Source organism: Egibacter rhizosphaerae (genome assembly GCF_004322855.1).
In the GTDB taxonomy this organism is placed as follows: Bacteria; Actinomycetota; Nitriliruptoria; order Euzebyales; family Egibacteraceae; genus Egibacter; species Egibacter rhizosphaerae.
In genome coordinates this window covers 1,210,355-1,226,704 of sequence record NZ_CP036402.1, presented here as the reverse complement: position 1 = coordinate 1,226,704, position 16,350 = coordinate 1,210,355, and the positions used below count along the sequence as shown (strand labels likewise).

Sequence of the window (16,350 nt, the reverse complement as noted above, 5' to 3'; positions counted from 1 at the left end):
GGATGGCGGCTACCCTGCGGGCGGTGCTGCGTCGACGGAGCGACGTCGCGGGACGGTGGGTCAACGCACCCCGGCGTGCGTACGCCGAGTCTGCGGACCGACGGAAGGAACGCGGCATGAAGCCTCCGCCGTTCGAATATCACGCGCCGGACACCGTGGCCGAGGCCGTGCGACGGCTCGGCGAGGGCGGGAAGGTGCTCGCCGGGGGGCAGAGCCTGATCCCCCTGCTGAACATGCGGCTCACGGCCCCGCGGGCCCTCGTCGACGTCACCGGCATCGAGGAGCTGCGCGCCGTGGAGGTGTCCTCGGACACGGTCCGGGTCGGCGCGGCGGTGCGCCACCGCGACCTCGAGCGCCATCGGGAGGCGGGGGAGGCCAACCCGCTGCTCCCGCAGGCCCTCGGCTACGTGGCCCACGAGGTGATCCGCAACCGCGGGACGGTCGTCGGCAGCCTGGCGCACGCGGACCCCGCCGGAGAGCTGACCGCCGTGTTGGCGCTGTGCGACGGCGTGGTCGAACTGGCCCGCGCGGGCGACGGCGGTGAGGTCGTGACCCGCCGGGTGTCGGCGTCGGACTTCTTCCTCGGGCCGCTCGAGGCCGACATCGCGCCCGGCGAGCTCGTGACACACGCGGAGTTCGCGGCGCTTCCGGCCACGACGGGGTCGGCGTTCGTGGAGCGCGCCCGCCGCCACGGGGACTACGCGCTCTGCGGAATCGCGGCGACCGTCGACGCCCCCGACGGTGAGGTCGCTGCCGCTCGGATCGCGACGATCAGCGTGCACCCCACGCCGCTGGTCCTCGACGTCGGCGATGCGGCCGCCGGCCGGTCGCTGGAACCAGCGACCGCGCCCGAGGCCTGGTCGGCGGCGGGGGAGCGGGTCGCTGCGGCCTGTGAGCCCGAGGCCGACCTGCACGCCCCGGCGGAGTACCGCCGGCACCTCGCCAGCGTGCTGACCGCGCGGGCGCTCGCGCAGGCCTCGGCGCACGCTCGCGATCGTGTGCCCGCGGCCGCGTAGTGGCGGACGGCCCAGCAACGCAGGGCGCCATTCCCCAGGCGACAGGAGCGAGGAGCGCATGAGCGAGCCAACGGTCGACGTGACGCTGATGGTCAACGGAGCGCCACACGAGGTCACGCTGCCCCCGCGTCGGCTGCTGTCCGACGCCCTGCGCCACGATCTCGGACTGACCGGCACCCACGTGGGGTGCGAGCACGGCGTGTGCGGCTGCTGCACCGTGCTGCTCGACGGGGAGCCGGTCCGCAGCTGCCTCACCTTCGCGGTCGCGGCCCGTGGCGCGGCGATCACGACCGTCGAGGGCCTCAACCCCGCCGACGGCTCGCTGCACCCGGTGCAGCAGGCGTTCGCGGACTGCCACGGACTGCAGTGCGGTTTCTGCACGCCGGGGTTCCTGATGACGACGTGCGGGCTGCTGGCCGAGAATCCCGACCCGGACGAGGACGAGGTTCGCGAGGGGATCGCGGGCAACCTCTGTCGGTGCACGGGCTACCAGAACATCGTCGCAGCCGTGCACCGCGCCGCGGAGCTCGTGTCGGAGGCGGAGGAGCCGGTCCCGGCGGTGGACCGGCCGGTGCGTTCGGCGGGCCTACGTGCGGACCCCGGCAAGGCGGAGGGGAGCGGCCGATGACGACGAAGCTGTTCGGCGAGAAGGTCGCGCGGAGCGAGGATCCGCGGCTGCTCCGCGGCGAGGGGCGTTACGTCGACGACCTCGGCCAGAACGCCCTCGGCGTCGCGTTCGTCCGCAGCCCCCACGCCCACGCGCGGATCACCGACATCGACGTGACCGATGCGCTCGACGTCGACGGGCTGGTGGCGATCTACACCTACGAGGACTTGCCCGAGAAGATGGCCAAGCCCTTGCCGGTGCTGATCCCGCATCCCGCGTTGCGGGCGCCGCGGACCGCGTACGCGCTCGCCAACGGCGAGGTGAACCACGTCGGGGAGGCGATCGCCATGGTCGTCGCGACCGACCGGTACGTGGCCGAGGACGCCGCCGAGCGCATCCGGGTCTCGTACGACTTCCTCGACCCGATCGTCGACCTCGAGGAGGCCGCGCGCGGGGAGACCGCCGTCCACGACGAGATCCCCGACAACGTCGCCGCGCACCTCGTACAGGAGGTCGGCGACGCGCCGGCCGCGATCGACGGGGCGCCGCACACCCTGGAGTTCCGTCTCGACATCGAGCGCAGCGCGTCCATGCCGCTCGAGGGCCGGGGGGTCTACGCGCGCTGGGACGCCGACGACCAACGCCTGCGCGCCTACTCCTCGACGCAGACGTCCACGAGCGTGCGGGCCGCGGTCGCGAACGCGCTCGAGCTCGCGGACGCGCAGGTCGAGGTGATCGCGCCGGACGTCGGCGGCGGCTTCGGGGTCAAGATCGTCCATCCGTTCCCCGAGGAGCTGCTGGTGCCGTGGGCGGCGAAGACCCTCGGGCGGGAGGTGAAGTGGGTCGAGGACCGCCGGGAGCACTTCGTGTCGAGCGCGCACGAGCGCGGCCAGGTGCACCACGTACGGGTGGGCTTCGACGAGGACGGGCGCATCCTGGGGCTCGACGTCGAGTTCCTGCACGACAACGGGGCCTACACGCCCTACGGGATCATCGTCCCGATCATCACCTCGACCCAGCTGCCGGGGCCCTACAAGCTCGGCGCCTACCGGGTCGAGTTCACGAGCGTCTACACGAACACCGTGATGGTCACCCCGTACCGCGGTGCCGGCCGTCCGCAGGGCGTGTTCACGATGGAGCGCACGATCGACAAGATCGCCACCCGCCTCGGCAAGGACCGTGCCGAGGTCCGGTTCGCCAACTTCATCCAGCCCGACGAGATGCCCTACGACCTCGGGCTGATGTTCCAGGACGGCAAGCCGGCGATCTACGACTCGGGCGACTTCCCCGCGAGCCTGCAGAAGCTGCTGGACCTCGTGGACTACGAGCACCTGTCGAAGGAGGCGCCCGACGGCCGCCGCATCGGCGTCGGCCTCGCCGGCTACGTCGAGGGCACGGCCGTGGGCCCGTACGAGGGCGGGCACGTGCACGTCGAGACCAACGGCCGGGTGATGGTCTCGACCGGGCTCACGAGCCAGGGACAGGGCCACCAGACGGTCTTCGCCCAGATCGTCGCCAGCGAGCTCGGCGTGCCGTTCGAGGACGTGCACGTCACCACCGGCGACACGCGCCGGTTCGGCTACGCGGTGGGCACGTTCGCCTCCCGCGCGGCGGTGATGAGCGGCAACGCGATCGCACTGGCCACGCGCAAGGTGCGTGAGAAGGCGTTGCGGATCGCCGCCGACGCGCTCGAGGCGAATCCCGACGATCTCGAGATCGTCGACGGCGTGGTGCAGGTGAAGGGGAGCCCCGAGGCGCAGATCGAGCTGAAACACGTCGCGGTGTTGTCCAACCCGCTGCGCTACTCCTTCAGCGAGGAGGCCCAGGCCGCGACGCAGTTCACGCTGAAAGGCGACGGAGGCCCTCCGGTCGCGGAGGGAGACGAGCCCGGGTTGGAGGGCAAGGACTACTACAGTCCGACGCAGTCGACGTTCGCGAACGGGTTCCATGCGTGCGTCGTCGCCGTGGATCCCGAGACCGGCGACGTTGAGATCCTGCGGTACGGCGTGGTGCACGACTGCGGGTACCTGATCAACCCGACGATCGTGGAGGGACAGATCCACGGCGGGGTCGCGCAGGGGGTCGCGGGGGCGCTCTTCGAGCGGATGGCCTACGACGAGTACGGCCAGCTGCAGAACGCGTCGTTCATGGACTTCCTCATGCCCTACGCGACCGAGGTGCCGCAGCGCATCGAGATCGACCACCTGGAGACCCCGACGCCCCTGAACCCGCTCGGGATCAAGGGCGCCGGCGAGGCCGGGGTGATCCCGGGCGCGGCGGTGCTCGCCGCGGCGATCGAGGACGCCATCGGCGTGGAGGTCGACCGGATGCCGCTCTCGCCCCCCGAGATCTGGGAGTTGTCACGCACCGGCGCGGCGGCGGACGGACAGGGCACCGCGCCGACCGCCTCCGACGAGGGAGTCCCCCGATGAAGGTTGCCGACACGCACACGCTGAACGCGTCGCGCCAGCAGGTCTGGGACGCACTGCAGGACCCCAACGTGCTCGCGGCCACGCTGCCCGGCTGTCGGGAGCTGACCGCCCAGGGCGACGGCGTCTACAAGATCACCCTCGATGTCGGCGTGGCCTCGATTACCGGGACGTACACGGGCGAGGTCGCCCTGGCCGACCAGGTCGAGCCGGAGGCCTATACGCTGAAGGCCTCGGGTTCCGGCGGCCCCGGAACGGTCGACGCGTCGGCGCGGATCACGCTCGAGGAAGCGGGCCCCGGGACGACCCGCCTGTCCTACGACGCGGACGCGATCGTCGGCGGCACCATCGCCGGCGTCGGACAGCGGGTGCTCATCGGGGTGGCCAAGCGCAACGCCCAGCAGTTCTTCGAGGCCGTGGACCGCTACCTCGCCGGCGAGACGCTGGTCGAGCCCGCACCCACCGAGGCGGAGGCGGCGCCCGCCGCAGCGGGCGCGCCCACGGAGGCCACCGGTGTGCAGCCCGGTCAGGTCTTTCGCGCGCCGGCGAAGGCCGGTGCTGCCGGCGGCGACCCGCGCTGGCTGCTCGGGGCGGGCGTGCTCGGCGCGCTGATCGCGCTCGCCGGCGTGCTCGTGGGGCGGCGTCTGGCCCGCTGAGCCGGGGCGGTCGCCCTACTCGGGGGACTCGTCCGTGTGCCGGGTCGCTCCACCGCGCTCCTCGGTGTCCGCACCCCGGGGCGCGGCGGCCCGTTCGCCGTGTGGAAGGATCGCGTTCAGCAGCACCGCGGCGACGGCGGCCGGCACGATCCCGGTCTCGAGCGTGATGCGCAGTGTCTCGGGGGCCATTGCCACCGCGTCGGGGGCGTTGAGCAACCCGATCCCGAGCCCGAGCGCCACGGCGATGATCAGCATGTTGCGCCGCGTCATGGCGTCCGCGGTCATCAGCTTGATACCGGCGGCCGCGACCATGCCCGCCATCGCGAGGAAGCCACCACCGAGCACCGGCGTGGGCATCTCGGAGATGACCGCCCCGAGCTTCGGGACGAGTCCCGCGACGACGAGGAAGACCGCGCCGATTGACACGACGTGGCGTGACACCACGCCGGTGAGGCCGACGACCCCGACGTTCTGGCTATAGCTCGTATTCGGCATCGCGCTGAACAGCGCGGCGAACGAGGTGCCGACACCGTCGGCCAGGACGCCCCCGGACAGTTCGCGAGCGGTCGGTTCGCGTCCCTCGCCCGCGGCGGTCACGCCCCCGATGTCCCCGATGGTCTCCACCGTCGTGGCCACCGCCATGACGGCCATGCCGACGATCGCTGCCACCGGGAACGAGACCCCGAAGGCGAGCGGGATCGGTGCGGCAACCCACTCGGCGTCGGCGATCGGTTGTGCCTCGACGAGCCCGAAGGGCACCGAGACGAGGTAGCCCACCGCGATGGCGAGCAGGATCGCCGCTGCGCTGACGAAGCCCCGGCCGTAGCGGTTCAGGGCGATCATCAGCACGAGGACGAGGGCGGCGAGCGCGAAGTTCTGCCCGGCTCCGAAGTCCGGGGCGTCGGCGCCCCCCGCGGCGAACTCGAGGCCGGTCGGCAGCAGGCTGAGGCCGATGACCAGCACGACCAGACCGGTGACCAAGGGTGGGAAGAGCGGCTTGAGCCAGCGCAGGCAAGTGCCCAGCAGCACCTGCACGAGCCCGGCGACGAGCCCGCCGCCGAACACGGCCGCCAACCCGTACTCCTCGGCCAACGGAATCGCGACGACGGTGAACCCCAGGCTCGTGCCCTGCACGATCGGCAGGCGTGCGCCGACGGGGCCGACGCCGAACGTCTGCAGCAGCGTGCACACACCCGCCACGAAGATGGCGAGTTGCACGAGCAGTGTGGTCTCCCCGGTCGTCGCCCCGATCGCGCTTGCGACCAGCAGCGGAAGCGTCACGTTGCTCGCGAACATCACGAGCACGTGCTGTATGCCCATGGGAACGGCCTGGCGCCACGGTGGGAGTTCGTCGACGCCGTAGGCGGCGGTCAACGTACGGTCGGTGGTTTCGGCCATCTTCGTCCTCCTCACGGCATCCCTGGGACCGGTCGGGGAAGGCCGGGGCTGCCGGTGGACGTGGGCCTCCCCGGTCCGGAGATCGAACGGACGCTGCTGGCAGAGTGTGCTCGACGGAACGGGGGATCGTCAGTAGGTCGTGCCTACACGTGCGCAGCGCGGGGAGGTTAGGCTGCCAGCCGGGGCGGGTGCGCCGACGGCCCGGCGGTCGTGGTCGGTGCCCGCCCCGCATGGAGCGTGACGGCGACGGGAGCTGCGATGGACACAGGCCCCGAACCTGCCGTCCCTTCGGCGGTGGCCGCCGCTGACGACGTGCGCACGGGGCGTCGGACGTCCGAGCAGCTCGTGCGGGCATGCCTCGACGTGATTGAGCAACGCGAGCCTCGGGTGCGCGCCTGGGCCCACCTGGATGCGGACCACGCGCTGGAGCAGGCGCGGGCGCGCGATGTCGAGCCCGCCAGGGGCCCGTTGCACGGCGTGCCGGTCGGGGTGAAGGACATCATCGACACCGCCGACCTTCCGACGGCCCGCGGCAGCAGTGTGTGGGAGGGTCGGCAACCCGACCTGGACGCGACCTGTGTCCAGCGGTTGCGGGCCGCCGGGGCGGTGATTCTCGGCAAGACGGTCACGACCGAGGTGGCCCTCTTCCATCCCGGGCCGACCCGCAACCCCCATGACGTCAGCCGCACACCGGGCGGATCGTCGAGTGGGTCGGCGGCGGCCGTGGCGGCCGGCATGGTTCCGCTTGCCCTGGGCACCCAGACCGCTGGGTCCATCGTCCGCCCCGCGGCCTACTGCGGGGTGGTCGGCTTCAAGCCGACCTTCGACCGCGTGCCGACGGAGGGCGTGCTTCCGGTCGGACCGACGCTGGACACCGTTGGCCCGATCGGCCTTCACGTCGAGGATGTCGCCTGTGCCGGACAGGTTCTCGGGGGCGACGAGGCGAGCTTCATTGCGGCTGACGTTCCGGTGCGGCTGGGGCTCGCCCGAACGCCGTGGTGGGAGCGCGTGGCCCCGAGCGCTCGAGAGCGGTTGGCCGAGGCTTTCGAAGCGCTCGAGCACGCCGAGATCGCGACGCCGCACGAACTGCCCGACAGCCTCGGCGATCTCGTCGAGGTGCAGGAGACCGTCATGGCGGCGGAGGCCTCACGCCAGCTCGGCGCGCTGCGCCGGGCGAACGCGTCCCAGTTCTCGGAGACGCTCGGCGAGTACCTGGACCGCGGTGAGCGCATCCCGGCGGGACGCTACGAGGCCGCGCTCGCGCGGGCCGACCAGGTGCGCCAGCAGGAACTGCCTGCCGCGTTCGACGGCGTCGACGCGTTGCTCGTGCCGGCGGTGGTAAACGAGCCTCCGAAGGCCGACTCGACCGGCGATCCCGTGTTGTGCCGCCCGTGGACGTTGCTCGGCACCCCCGCGGTCGCCGTACCCGGTCTCGCGGGTGAGCACGGCCTCCCCCTCGGGGTGCAGGTCGTGGCCTTGCCGGGCGATGACCGCGATGCGCTGAGCGCCGCTGCCCTCGTCGCCCGTCATCTCTCGGACGCCGGCTGACCCCGCTCATCACAGGAGCCGCCCCCGTGGCATCAGCAGACTCCACCGGTCTCGTGCGCATCGGCATCGACACCGGTGGGACCTTCACCGACGTGGTCGCGGTCGACGAGACCACTGGCGCGATCACGACCACGAAGACCCCTTCCACGCCGGCAGATCCGAGTGAGGGCTTCCTCGCGGGCGTCGAGAAGGTCCTGGGCCTCCTCGGCCCTGGTGGGGGTGGGCCGCGGGGCGACGATGCTGGTGGGGGTGGGCCGCGGGGCGACGATGCTGGTGGGGGTGGGCCGCGGGGCGACGATGCTGGTGGGGGTGGGCCGCGGGGCGAGGATGCTGGTGGGGGTGGGCGCGGGGAGGCGGTCAGCGCGGTCAGCCACGGCACGACCGTGGCGACGAACGCGCTGCTGTCAGAGGAGTTCGAGGGGCTCGGATTCCTCACCACCGAGGGCTTTCGCCACGTCCTGGAGATCGCCCGGCAGAGCGTGCCCGACGGCTACGGCAACAGCTACTTCTGGGTGAAGCCCGACCGCATCGTGCCGGTCGACCTCGTCCGTGAGGTCGGTGGGCGGTTGGCCGTCGCCGGGACGGAGGTACGCCCGCTGGACGAGGACGACATCCGCAAGGCGGCTCGGACCTTCGCCCGCCGTGGCGTCGACGCGGTCGGGATCTGCTTCATCCATGCCTACGCGAACGGCGCTCACGAGCAACGGGCGCGGGAGGTGCTGCTCGAGGAGCACCCGGACTGTCACGTTTCGCTCTCCTCGGAGGTGCTGCGTGAGTACCGCGAGTACGAGCGCAGCATGACGACGCTCGTCGACGCGTTCGTCAAGCCGCGGGTCACCGCGTACCTCGCCGGGATCGCGGACCGGCTCGAGACGCTGACCAGCAGCGCACGATCGGTCCCGTTCTACGTGATGAAGTCGAACGGCGGCGTGATGAGTGCGACGGAGCTCGGCCGGCAGCCGATCACCACGATCCTCTCCGGTCCGGCGGCGGGTGCGCTCGGTGCCGGCGTGGTGAGTCGCGGTGCCGGGTTCGACCGCGTGCTCACGCTCGACGGTGGCGGCACCTCGACCGACGTCGCGGTCGTCACCGACGGCGAGCCCGGCATCACGACGGAGGGGCAGGTGGGTCGGTTCCCGACCAAGGTCCCGATGGTCGACGTCGAGACGGTGGGAACGGGGGGTGGCTCGATCGCGTGGGTCCCGCCCGAGGGAGGGCTCAAGGTCGGGCCGCGCTCGGCCGGAGCGGACCCGGGCCCGCTCTGCTACGGGCAGGGCGGGACCGAGCCGACGGTGACCGACTGCCACCTCGTGCTCGGGAGGATCCCGCCGGCGTTGCTCGGGGGCGAGATCGAGCTGGACGCCGAGGCCGCACGTCGCGGCATCGAGGGTCTGGCCGCGCAGGTGGGTCCGAGCCTCGCCGGTGCGACCGACGCGCAGGGCCTCGACCTCGAGCGAGCCGCCGACGGTGTGCTGGAGATCGCCGCGTGGAACCAGGCGAATGCGATCCGCCAGGTCACGATCAAGCGGGGCCACGACGTTCGCGACTTCGTCATGTGCGCCTTCGGGGGGTCGGGGCCGCTGTTGGCCTGTCGCCTCGTGGACGTGTTGCGCCTTCGGGCGGCGCTCGTGCCCCCCGACCCCGGGAACCTGTCCGCGTTCGGGTTGCTGACGGTCGACGTGCGCAACGACGACGTCCAGACCTGGGTGCGTCGTCACGCGGAGGTCGACACGCCCGACGGCCGTGCCGAGCTCGCCGAGCGCTTCGCGGAACTGGAGCGGGGCGCCGGTCGGGCGCTCGAGCTCGAGGGTTTCGGCGCCGAGGAGCACGACTACCGCCGCTCGGTGGACCTGCGCTACTTCGGACAGGCCTACGAGGTGCGGGTGCCCGCGCCTGCCGGGCCGGTCGACGACGCGTTCCCCGAGCGGGTGCTCGCCGCGTTCCACGACGCCCACGAGCAGCTGTACGGTTACTGCTACCGGCACGACCCGAACAAGATCGTCGAGTGGGTCAACGTGCGTGTCGCGGGGGTCGGTCCGATCGAGACGCCGCCGCTGGCGGCCGCCGAACCCGGCGACGGCGACCCGTCGGCGGCGGTCACCGGCAAGCGGGCGATGTACACGAGTCAGGCCGCCGGTGGCGACGGCTGGCGACAGGCGACGCTCTACGACCGGACGGCGCTGCGCGCCGGTGACATCGTTCCCGGCCCCGCGGTCGTCGAGGAGTTCGGCTCGACCGTCCCCCTGCTGCCGGGCTTCACCGCCCGCGTCGACGAGCACGCGAACCTTCTGGTCACCAAGGACGCCCGATGAGCCAGCCCACGCCGCCCGACGGACGGTCCGGTCGCCAGCCCAAGGACGTCGATCCCATCGTCCTGGAGATCGTCGAGGGCACGCTGGCCTCGGTGGAGGCCGAGGTCGAGGAGGCGATCGCCCGCACCGCGCGGAGCCCGATGATCCGCGACGCGCACGACTTCCGGGCCGGTCTGCACGACCGCAAGCTGCGCAAGCTGACCGGCCGGAGCTACTCGGCCCTGGTGCATCCGGTCGTCCGCGACTTCCCGATGAGCGACATGCGCCCGGGCGACGTGTTCTTCCACAACGACGTCTATCAGTCGGAAGGGGGGATCGGCCACCTCCCCGACCTCTGCGTCACCGTTCCGGTGTTCGCTGCCGATCCCGAGACCGGTGAGCCGCACGTCGTCTGCTTCGTGCAGGCGTTCGGCCACCACGACGACATCGGTGGCCGCGTGCCCGGATCGATGCCCTCGAACGCGCGGAGCGTGTTCGAGGAGGGGCTCATGGTCCCTCCGATCAAGCTGTGGGACCGGGGCGTTCCCAACGAGGCCGCGCTCACGATCATGACGCGCAACACGCGGATGCCCGAGTCGTTGGCGGGTGACCTCGACGCCGAGTGCTCGGCCTGCCTCATGGGGGCGAGGCGGTTGTCGGACCTGTTCGAGCGCTACGGCACCGCGCAGGTCGAGGCGTGCTTCGACGCGATCCTCGAGCGCACGACCGAGACGTTCCGCCGGGAGATCCTCTCGAAGATCCCCGACGGCACCTACACGTGGGAGGACTACGCCGAGCACGACGGTGTCGACCCGCCGCAGCTCCACGGTCAACGGATCACGCTGACCAAGGAGCCCGACAAGCTGGTGATCGACTTCACCGGGACGAGCCCGCAGGCCAAGGGGCCGATCAACCACGCCGGTGACTACGCCGACGGCAACTTCCTGAAGAAGTGGCTGGCGCCGATCCTGCGCAACCTCGCCGACACACCCGAGCGCATGGCCGAGCTCGACGTCAATGAGGGCGTGGTGCCGCTCATCGAAATGCGCTTCCCGGACAAGGGTACGTTGCTGACCCCGATCTTCCCGGCGCCGACGAACGCGCGGACGTTCGTGATCCTGCGGTTGCTCGGCGTCCTGGCCGGCACGATCGCGAAGGCCGTCGACGGGAACATGCCGGCGGATCAGGAGACGATCCGCTACACCGGCCTCTACGGCTACGACGGTGCCGGCGAGTTCTACCTCATGCGCGAGGTGCTCGGTGGCGGCTCGGGTGGGCGCTCCTTCGCGGACGGCGAGGACACGATCCACGTGGTCCCCGACAGCCGGAACCTGCCGGTCGAGTTCACCGAGTCGCGCTTCCCGCTGCGGGTGGAGAAGCTCGGCCTCGCCTGCGACTCCGGCGGTGCGGGGGAGCGCCGCGGCGGGCTCGGCTACGACAAGTGGATCCGCCCGCTCCACGACGCGTCCTTCATGTCGATCGCCGATCGCTCGATCCTCTCGTGCTGGGGGGTGAAGGGCGGGCAGGCGGGCCGCCCGTTCTCGGTCGAGGCCGATCCCGGGGGACCGAACGAGCGCATGCTCGACGCGCTCGCCGACGATGATCCGATCCCGGCGGGCGAGCTCGTCCGGATCCGGACCACCGGGGGCGGCGGCTGGGGCGATCCGCTCGACCGCGACCCCGCCGAGGTGGCGCGTGACGTGTGGTGGGGCAAGGTCAGTCGCGCCGCGGCTCATGCCGACTATGGCGTGGTGTTCGCCGACGGGCCCGGCTCGGACGGGCTTCCGAACCCGAACGTGCGTGAGCGGCCCGATCCCGCGACGGAGTCGCCACCCACGGTCGACGAGGCGGCGACCGTCCAACGTCGGGCCGCGCTGCGCGCGGAACGGGATCGGGCCGCCTTCTTCGACCGTGGACCGGGGTACGCGGAGCTGGCCGGTGGCGCGACGCACAGCCCGTTCGACGAATGGCCGTGAGCGTGCCGCTCGGCCGCCACTCAGTCGGCGCGGCGCAGCACCGGATGTTCGCCGGTGAGGTCGGCCCACAACGCCGTGTCGACCGTGTCGAGGCGCGTCGCGATCGCCACGTCGGCGGCCGGGAAGTCCGGGTCGGGATCGTGGAGGAAGGGGCGGGCAGCGTCCGAGGCCCGGACGCGCTCCAGGAACGGCCCCGGATCGGGTTCGTCGCCCGAGAGGCCGGCCGCGAGGTACTCCGCGCAGGCGAGGTCCTCGTCACCGTCGCGATCGTCCACACCGGTCGCGACGAACGTGACTTCTCGGGGTGCCAGCGCGTGCACGGCCCGGAGGGTCGCACCCGCGCACACGAACGAGGCGGCGAAGAGGGCGTCCGCACCGTGTCCGGCCCCGACCACCCCCTGGGTGCCGGCACTCGTCCGCTGCACGATCGTGCGGTCGGTCAGGTCGATCCTGTCGCGAGCGCGGTCGAGCTCGCTAGGCGAGTTGCCGAGGTCGAGGCCCTCGACGGGGCGTCCGCCGACCTCGCCCATCGCGAGGCTGCCCGGACGCCGGTCGCGCTCGGCGAGTGCCTCCTCGACGGTCGCGACGCAGACGATCTCGCGTGCTCCCGCCGCGAGCGCCAGCGCCCCGGTCGTGAAGGCTCGGAGCACGTCGACCACGACCACGAGCCCCTCCGCACGATCGACGTCGGCGAGCGTCCGATGAACGATCTCCATGGGGTCGGCAGCCTGCCTGATCGGCGCCGTGCGCGCATCTCCGGCGTCGGTTCGCCCCGACCCACCGACTGTGCCGCCACCATCGACCGAGGAGGAGCCTGATGCCGGGTGGACCGCTTGACGGGGTCCGTGTCGTCGACCTGACCCGAGCCATGGCGGGCCCGTACGCGACGCTGATGCTCGCGGATGCGGGTGCGGAGGTCACCAAGGTCGAACGGCCGGGCAGCGGTGACGACACCCGGGGGTGGGGTCCGCCGTTCCTCGAGCCCGAGGGTGACGGTGAGCGCCAGGCCGGTTACTTCCTCTCGGTCAACCGCAACAAGCGCTCGGTCACGCTCGATCTCAAGGACGCCGACGACATCGCGTGGCTGCACCGCCTGGTCGACGCCGCCGACGTGATCGTGGAGAACTTCCGGCCGGGCGTGATGGAGCGGCTCGGCCTCGACGAGGAGTCGCTCGCGACCCGCAACCCGAGGCTCGTGGGGCTCTCGATCACCGGGTTCGGTGAGGGCGGGCCGCACGGTCACCGTTCCGGATTCGATCAGATCCTGCAGGGCGAGGGCGGCCTGATGAGCCTGACCGGTCCGGTCGGTGGGACCCCGACGAAGGTCGGGGTGCCGATCGCGGACATCCTGGCCGGCATGTTCGGGGCCTACGGCGTCACCGCTGCGCTCGTGGAACGGGAACGGTCCGGCCGGGGCCAGTGGGTGCGGACCTCCCTGCTCGGTGGCATGGTCGCGATCCACACCTTCCAGGGGACCCGTTGGCTCCTCGCCGGCGAGGTTCCACAACCGGGAGGGAACCGGCATCCGTCGATCCAGCCGTACGGCGCGTTCGACTGCGCGGACGGGCAGGTCAACATCGCCGTGGGCAGCGAAGGGCTGTGGAAGCGTTTCGCCCCGCTCGTGGGCCTGGAACCGGACGACCCGCGCTTCGCGACGAACGGGGACCGGGTCGAGCGGATCGAGGAGCTCGAAGCAGCGATGGGTCCGGCGCTGGCGTCCGACACCGTAAAGCGGTGGGTCGCGAGGCTCGAGGAGGCCGGGGTTCCGGCCGGGAAGGTCGCCGGCCTCGACGAGGTCTACGCCTCGGCGCAGGTTGCGCACCTGGGCCTGATCGACGAGGTTGCCCATCCCACCCTCGGGGACCTGCAGCTACCCGGCGCGCCGGTGCACTGGAGCCGCACGCCTCGTGGCGCGCCCGCACCACCACCGTTGCTCGGTGAGCACAACGAGGGATCGGACGGGTGACCATGACGCGCACGCATTCCGGGAGGGATCGCGATGGCGGGTGACCGGGCGCCGGCCGACGAACTCGTCGCCCGGACCGTCGACAAGGAGTCCTTCGAGCCCTGGGACGACGACGTGGAGAGCGGCGACCCGCTCGGGTTCGTCGACACGGTCGCCTATCCCGATCGGCTCGAGCAGGCACGCGGACACGCGGGCACGACCGAGGCCGTCGTCACGGGGGAGGCGCGCCTGAGGGGCCGGACGATCGTCGTGATCGCCGGGGAGTTCGCGTTCCTCGCCGGGACGATGGGCGTCGCCACCGCCGAGCGGGTGATTCGCGCCCTCGAGCGCGCCGCGAACCTGCGAGCCCCGGTCCTCGCGATGCCGATCTCCGGCGGTACGCGGATGCAGGAGGGCAGCGTCGCCTTCGTCCAGATGGGTGCGGTGGCCGCCGCGGTGCGCCGGTTCCGCCAGACCGGGCTGACCTATCTCACCTATCTGCGCGATCCGACGACCGGCGGGGTCCTCGCCTCGTGGGGGGCACTCGGGCAGGTCCGCTTCGCCGAGCCTGGGGCGCTGATCGCCCTGACCGGGCCGCGCGTGATCGAGCAGGTCACCGGCGATCCGTTTCCCGACGAGGTGCTCCGGGCCGAGCACCTCCGGGACCGTGGGATCGTCGACGACGTCGTCGCGCCGGAGGACCTCGCCGATCGCGTCGACCGGGTGCTCGCGGCGACCCAGGACCCCAGTGAGCCTGTCGACTACGGGGCCGAGCCCCTCGATCTCCCCGAGGACGCCGTGGTGGACGGCTGGGATGCCGTGCAGCGTTCGCGGCGGCTCGATCGTCCGGGCTACCGGGAGCTGGCCTCGGTGTGCGCCACCGATGTGACCCCGCTGCGCGGTGACGGTGCCGGCAACGACGATCCCGGCTGCGTGACCGCGCTGATGCGCCTCTGCGGGGTCGGCGTGGTGGCGGTCGCGCACGACCGGGCGCCGGGGGAGCGCGGCGCACAGCTCGGAGCGGCCGGTTACCGCAAGGCTCGGCGCGCGTTCGCCCTCGCGGCCGAGCTGGGGTTGCCGGTGGTCACCGTGATCGACACCGCCGGTGCGGCGATGACACCCGAGGACGAGAGCGGGGGACTCGCCGGCGAGATCGCGGGGTGCCTCGCCGACCTCGCCGCCGTCGAGGTGCCCACGCTCTCCCTCCTGCTCGGCGAGGGCTCGGGCGGCGGCGCGATCGCGTTCCTGCCCACCGACCGTGTCGTGGCCGCCGAGCACGCGTGGCTCGGTCCGATCGCCCCCGAGGGAGCCTCGTCGATCCTCTACCGCACCACCGAGCGGGCACCCGAGTTGGCACGCACCCAGGCGACGAGTTCCACCGACCTGCGTCACCACGGCATCGTCGACGTCGTGATCCCCGATCGGCCGTCCCGCGACGAGGAGGGGGAGATGTTCGGACTCCGCGTCGCCGCGACCGCGGCACGCGAGCTGCGGACGCTGCTCGACCAGCCCCCGGGGCCTCGGCTGCGTGCCCGCGATCGTCGCTGGCGCACCCTCGCGCGCTGACGCTCGACCGCTGACCGCGCTGCGGGCACGGGCCCACTCATCGCTCGGGGGCGTCGCCGCCCTGCCCGGTCGCTCGTACGGCGACCCAGCGCCGGCCCACCGCGGGGAGGGTGCCCATCCGGCAGCGGTGCCGTTCGTCGTCCTCGGCGGCGGGATCCCGGTCGAGATAGCCGTGCGCGAGGACGGGAGCTCGGGTCGCCTCGATCACGTGGAACCGGGCCGCGAGCGCGGCGTGCAGCGTGGCTCCCGAATGGATCCCTGCGTGGCCCTCGTGGAACTCGGCGAGGCAGGCATCGGCGTCCGCGGGCTGCCAGGACGCGTCGCGGTGAGTGAGCCAGGCGGCCATCCACGCGGCGGCGCGTCCCTCGACCGCCTCGCGAGCGAAGTCGTTCACGATCAGCCGTCCACCGTCGGCGAGCAGCAGCGCCAGATGGTCGAGCGCTCCGCCGAGCTCGGGGAGGTGGTGAAGCACGCGGCTCGCCACGACGGCGTCGAAGGGTCCCTCGTCCGTCGCGACGTCGTACAGGGAGCCCGCGCGCACGTCCGGACCTCGGTCGGGGTCGGGGTCGGTCGCGGTCACGTCGTGACCTGCGGTGCGCAGATCGACCGCGAGGTCCCCGAGCCCCGCGCCGACCTCGAGCACTCGCGCAGGGGGAGTCGGAAGGGCTGTGCGAACGAAGTCCTCGACCGGCCGCGTGTCGAGCGGGAGTCGGTCACCCACCCCGGGGCCCCGACCCTCGATGCTCGTGTGCGTCGGCGATGCGCTCGAGGGCGCGGACCGCCCGCAATCCCAGAACGAGCACGATGACGAGCGCGGCGACCGGCACGACGAGCGTCGGCAGAAGGGCCAAGGGCAGGAAGAAGAGCTCGGGCAGCGTCGGAAAGGACATGGGGCCTCCCTCGTTCGTCCGCAGCGGT

Annotated in this window: 13 protein-coding genes; 9 read left to right on the top strand and 4 right to left on the bottom strand. The window is 72.3% G+C overall.

All coding sequences use genetic code 11. From position 1 onward, the window contains the following. Nucleotides 1-116: 116 nt before the first annotated feature. From ER308_RS05740 to ER308_RS05725, 4 genes are read left to right on the top strand one after another with little or no spacing between them, the layout of a single operon-like run. Nucleotides 117-1,016 (top strand): FAD binding domain-containing protein, encoded by a 900-nt coding sequence (locus tag ER308_RS05740; RefSeq protein ID WP_131154090.1) that lies wholly within the window; start codon nucleotides 117-119, stop codon nucleotides 1,014-1,016. A 58-nt stretch (nucleotides 1,017-1,074) separates the two neighbouring features. Further along, complete coding sequence (locus ER308_RS05735) at nucleotides 1,075-1,644, top strand: (2Fe-2S)-binding protein (protein ID WP_131154089.1); 570 nt, start codon at nucleotides 1,075-1,077, stop codon at nucleotides 1,642-1,644. Then, nucleotides 1,641-4,055 (top strand): aerobic carbon-monoxide dehydrogenase large subunit, encoded by a 2,415-nt coding sequence (cutA, locus tag ER308_RS05730; RefSeq protein WP_131154088.1) that lies wholly within the window; start codon nucleotides 1,641-1,643, stop codon nucleotides 4,053-4,055. The genes ER308_RS05735 and cutA overlap by 4 nt, the downstream gene beginning before the upstream one ends. Further along, nucleotides 4,052-4,708, top strand: coding sequence for an SRPBCC family protein (locus tag ER308_RS05725; protein WP_131154087.1), 657 nt, complete (start codon nucleotides 4,052-4,054; stop codon nucleotides 4,706-4,708). The genes cutA and ER308_RS05725 overlap by 4 nt, the downstream gene beginning before the upstream one ends. Before the next feature lie 15 nt (nucleotides 4,709-4,723). On the opposite strand, the gene ER308_RS05720 is transcribed toward ER308_RS05725, so the two are convergent. Continuing rightward, nucleotides 4,724-6,106, bottom strand: coding sequence for a uracil-xanthine permease family protein (locus tag ER308_RS05720; RefSeq protein ID WP_131154086.1), 1,383 nt, complete (start codon nucleotides 6,104-6,106; stop codon nucleotides 4,724-4,726). Between the two features lie 258 nt (nucleotides 6,107-6,364). Between ER308_RS05720 and ER308_RS05715 the strand changes: the two genes are divergently transcribed. The 3 genes from ER308_RS05715 to ER308_RS05705 are packed head-to-tail and all read left to right on the top strand — an operon-like array spanning nucleotide 6,365 to nucleotide 11,921. Then, a complete protein-coding gene (locus ER308_RS05715; RefSeq protein ID WP_131154085.1) occupies nucleotides 6,365-7,654 on the top strand; it encodes an amidase in 1,290 nt (429 codons plus the stop codon). 26 nt (nucleotides 7,655-7,680) lie between these two features. Beyond that, complete coding sequence (locus ER308_RS05710) at nucleotides 7,681-9,966, top strand: hydantoinase/oxoprolinase family protein (protein WP_205745919.1); 2,286 nt, start codon at nucleotides 7,681-7,683, stop codon at nucleotides 9,964-9,966. Continuing rightward, entirely contained in the window at nucleotides 9,963-11,921 is a 1,959-nt protein-coding gene (locus tag ER308_RS05705) for a hydantoinase B/oxoprolinase family protein (RefSeq protein WP_131154084.1), read from the top strand. Before ER308_RS05710 ends, ER308_RS05705 begins: the two co-directional genes overlap by 4 nt. A gap of 20 nt (nucleotides 11,922-11,941) precedes the next feature. Here the strand turns inward: ER308_RS05705 and ER308_RS05700 are convergent, their stop codons facing one another. Next, nucleotides 11,942-12,637, bottom strand: a complete 696-nt coding sequence (locus ER308_RS05700; RefSeq protein ID WP_131154083.1) for a 2-phosphosulfolactate phosphatase — start codon at nucleotides 12,635-12,637, stop codon at nucleotides 11,942-11,944. Between the two features lie 101 nt (nucleotides 12,638-12,738). Between ER308_RS05700 and ER308_RS05695 the strand changes: the two genes are divergently transcribed. Both ER308_RS05695 and ER308_RS05690 read left to right on the top strand, forming a co-directional pair. After that, entirely contained in the window at nucleotides 12,739-13,887 is a 1,149-nt protein-coding gene (locus ER308_RS05695; RefSeq protein WP_131154082.1) for a CaiB/BaiF CoA transferase family protein, read from the top strand. Between the two features lie 33 nt (nucleotides 13,888-13,920). Beyond that, nucleotides 13,921-15,432, top strand: a complete 1,512-nt coding sequence (locus ER308_RS05690) for a carboxyl transferase domain-containing protein (RefSeq protein WP_131154081.1) — start codon at nucleotides 13,921-13,923, stop codon at nucleotides 15,430-15,432. 37 nt (nucleotides 15,433-15,469) lie between these two features. On the opposite strand, the gene ER308_RS05685 is transcribed toward ER308_RS05690, so the two are convergent. Together ER308_RS05685 and ER308_RS21395 are read right to left on the bottom strand one after the other, a co-directional pair. Beyond that, complete coding sequence (locus tag ER308_RS05685) at nucleotides 15,470-16,153, bottom strand: class I SAM-dependent methyltransferase (protein ID WP_165491851.1); 684 nt, start codon at nucleotides 16,151-16,153, stop codon at nucleotides 15,470-15,472. Continuing rightward, nucleotides 16,146-16,322, bottom strand: a complete 177-nt coding sequence (locus tag ER308_RS21395; RefSeq protein ID WP_165491850.1) for a DUF8066 domain-containing protein — start codon at nucleotides 16,320-16,322, stop codon at nucleotides 16,146-16,148. Before ER308_RS21395 ends, ER308_RS05685 begins: the two co-directional genes overlap by 8 nt. Between the last annotated feature and the right edge of the window lie 28 nt (nucleotides 16,323-16,350).

What these genes read in the sequence shown, in the direction of transcription:
- ER308_RS05740 (WP_131154090.1), top strand. Translation starts at nt 117, where the DNA reads ATGAAGCCTCCGCCGTTCGAATATCACGCGCCGGACACCGTGGCCGAG.
- ER308_RS05735 (WP_131154089.1), top strand. Translation starts at nt 1,075, where the DNA reads ATGAGCGAGCCAACGGTCGACGTGACGCTGATGGTCAACGGAGCGCCA.
- cutA (WP_131154088.1), top strand. Translation starts at nt 1,641, where the DNA reads ATGACGACGAAGCTGTTCGGCGAGAAGGTCGCGCGGAGCGAGGATCCG.
- ER308_RS05725 (WP_131154087.1), top strand. Translation starts at nt 4,052, where the DNA reads ATGAAGGTTGCCGACACGCACACGCTGAACGCGTCGCGCCAGCAGGTC.
- ER308_RS05720 (WP_131154086.1), bottom strand. Translation starts at nt 6,106, where the DNA reads ATGGCCGAAACCACCGACCGTACGTTGACCGCCGCCTACGGCGTCGAC.
- ER308_RS05715 (WP_131154085.1), top strand. Translation starts at nt 6,365, where the DNA reads ATGGACACAGGCCCCGAACCTGCCGTCCCTTCGGCGGTGGCCGCCGCT.
- ER308_RS05705 (WP_131154084.1), top strand. Translation starts at nt 9,963, where the DNA reads ATGAGCCAGCCCACGCCGCCCGACGGACGGTCCGGTCGCCAGCCCAAG.
- ER308_RS05700 (WP_131154083.1), bottom strand. Translation starts at nt 12,637, where the DNA reads ATGGAGATCGTTCATCGGACGCTCGCCGACGTCGATCGTGCGGAGGGG.
- ER308_RS05695 (WP_131154082.1), top strand. Translation starts at nt 12,739, where the DNA reads ATGCCGGGTGGACCGCTTGACGGGGTCCGTGTCGTCGACCTGACCCGA.
- ER308_RS05690 (WP_131154081.1), top strand. Translation starts at nt 13,921, where the DNA reads ATGGCGGGTGACCGGGCGCCGGCCGACGAACTCGTCGCCCGGACCGTC.
- ER308_RS21395 (WP_165491850.1), bottom strand. Translation starts at nt 16,322, where the DNA reads ATGTCCTTTCCGACGCTGCCCGAGCTCTTCTTCCTGCCCTTGGCCCTT.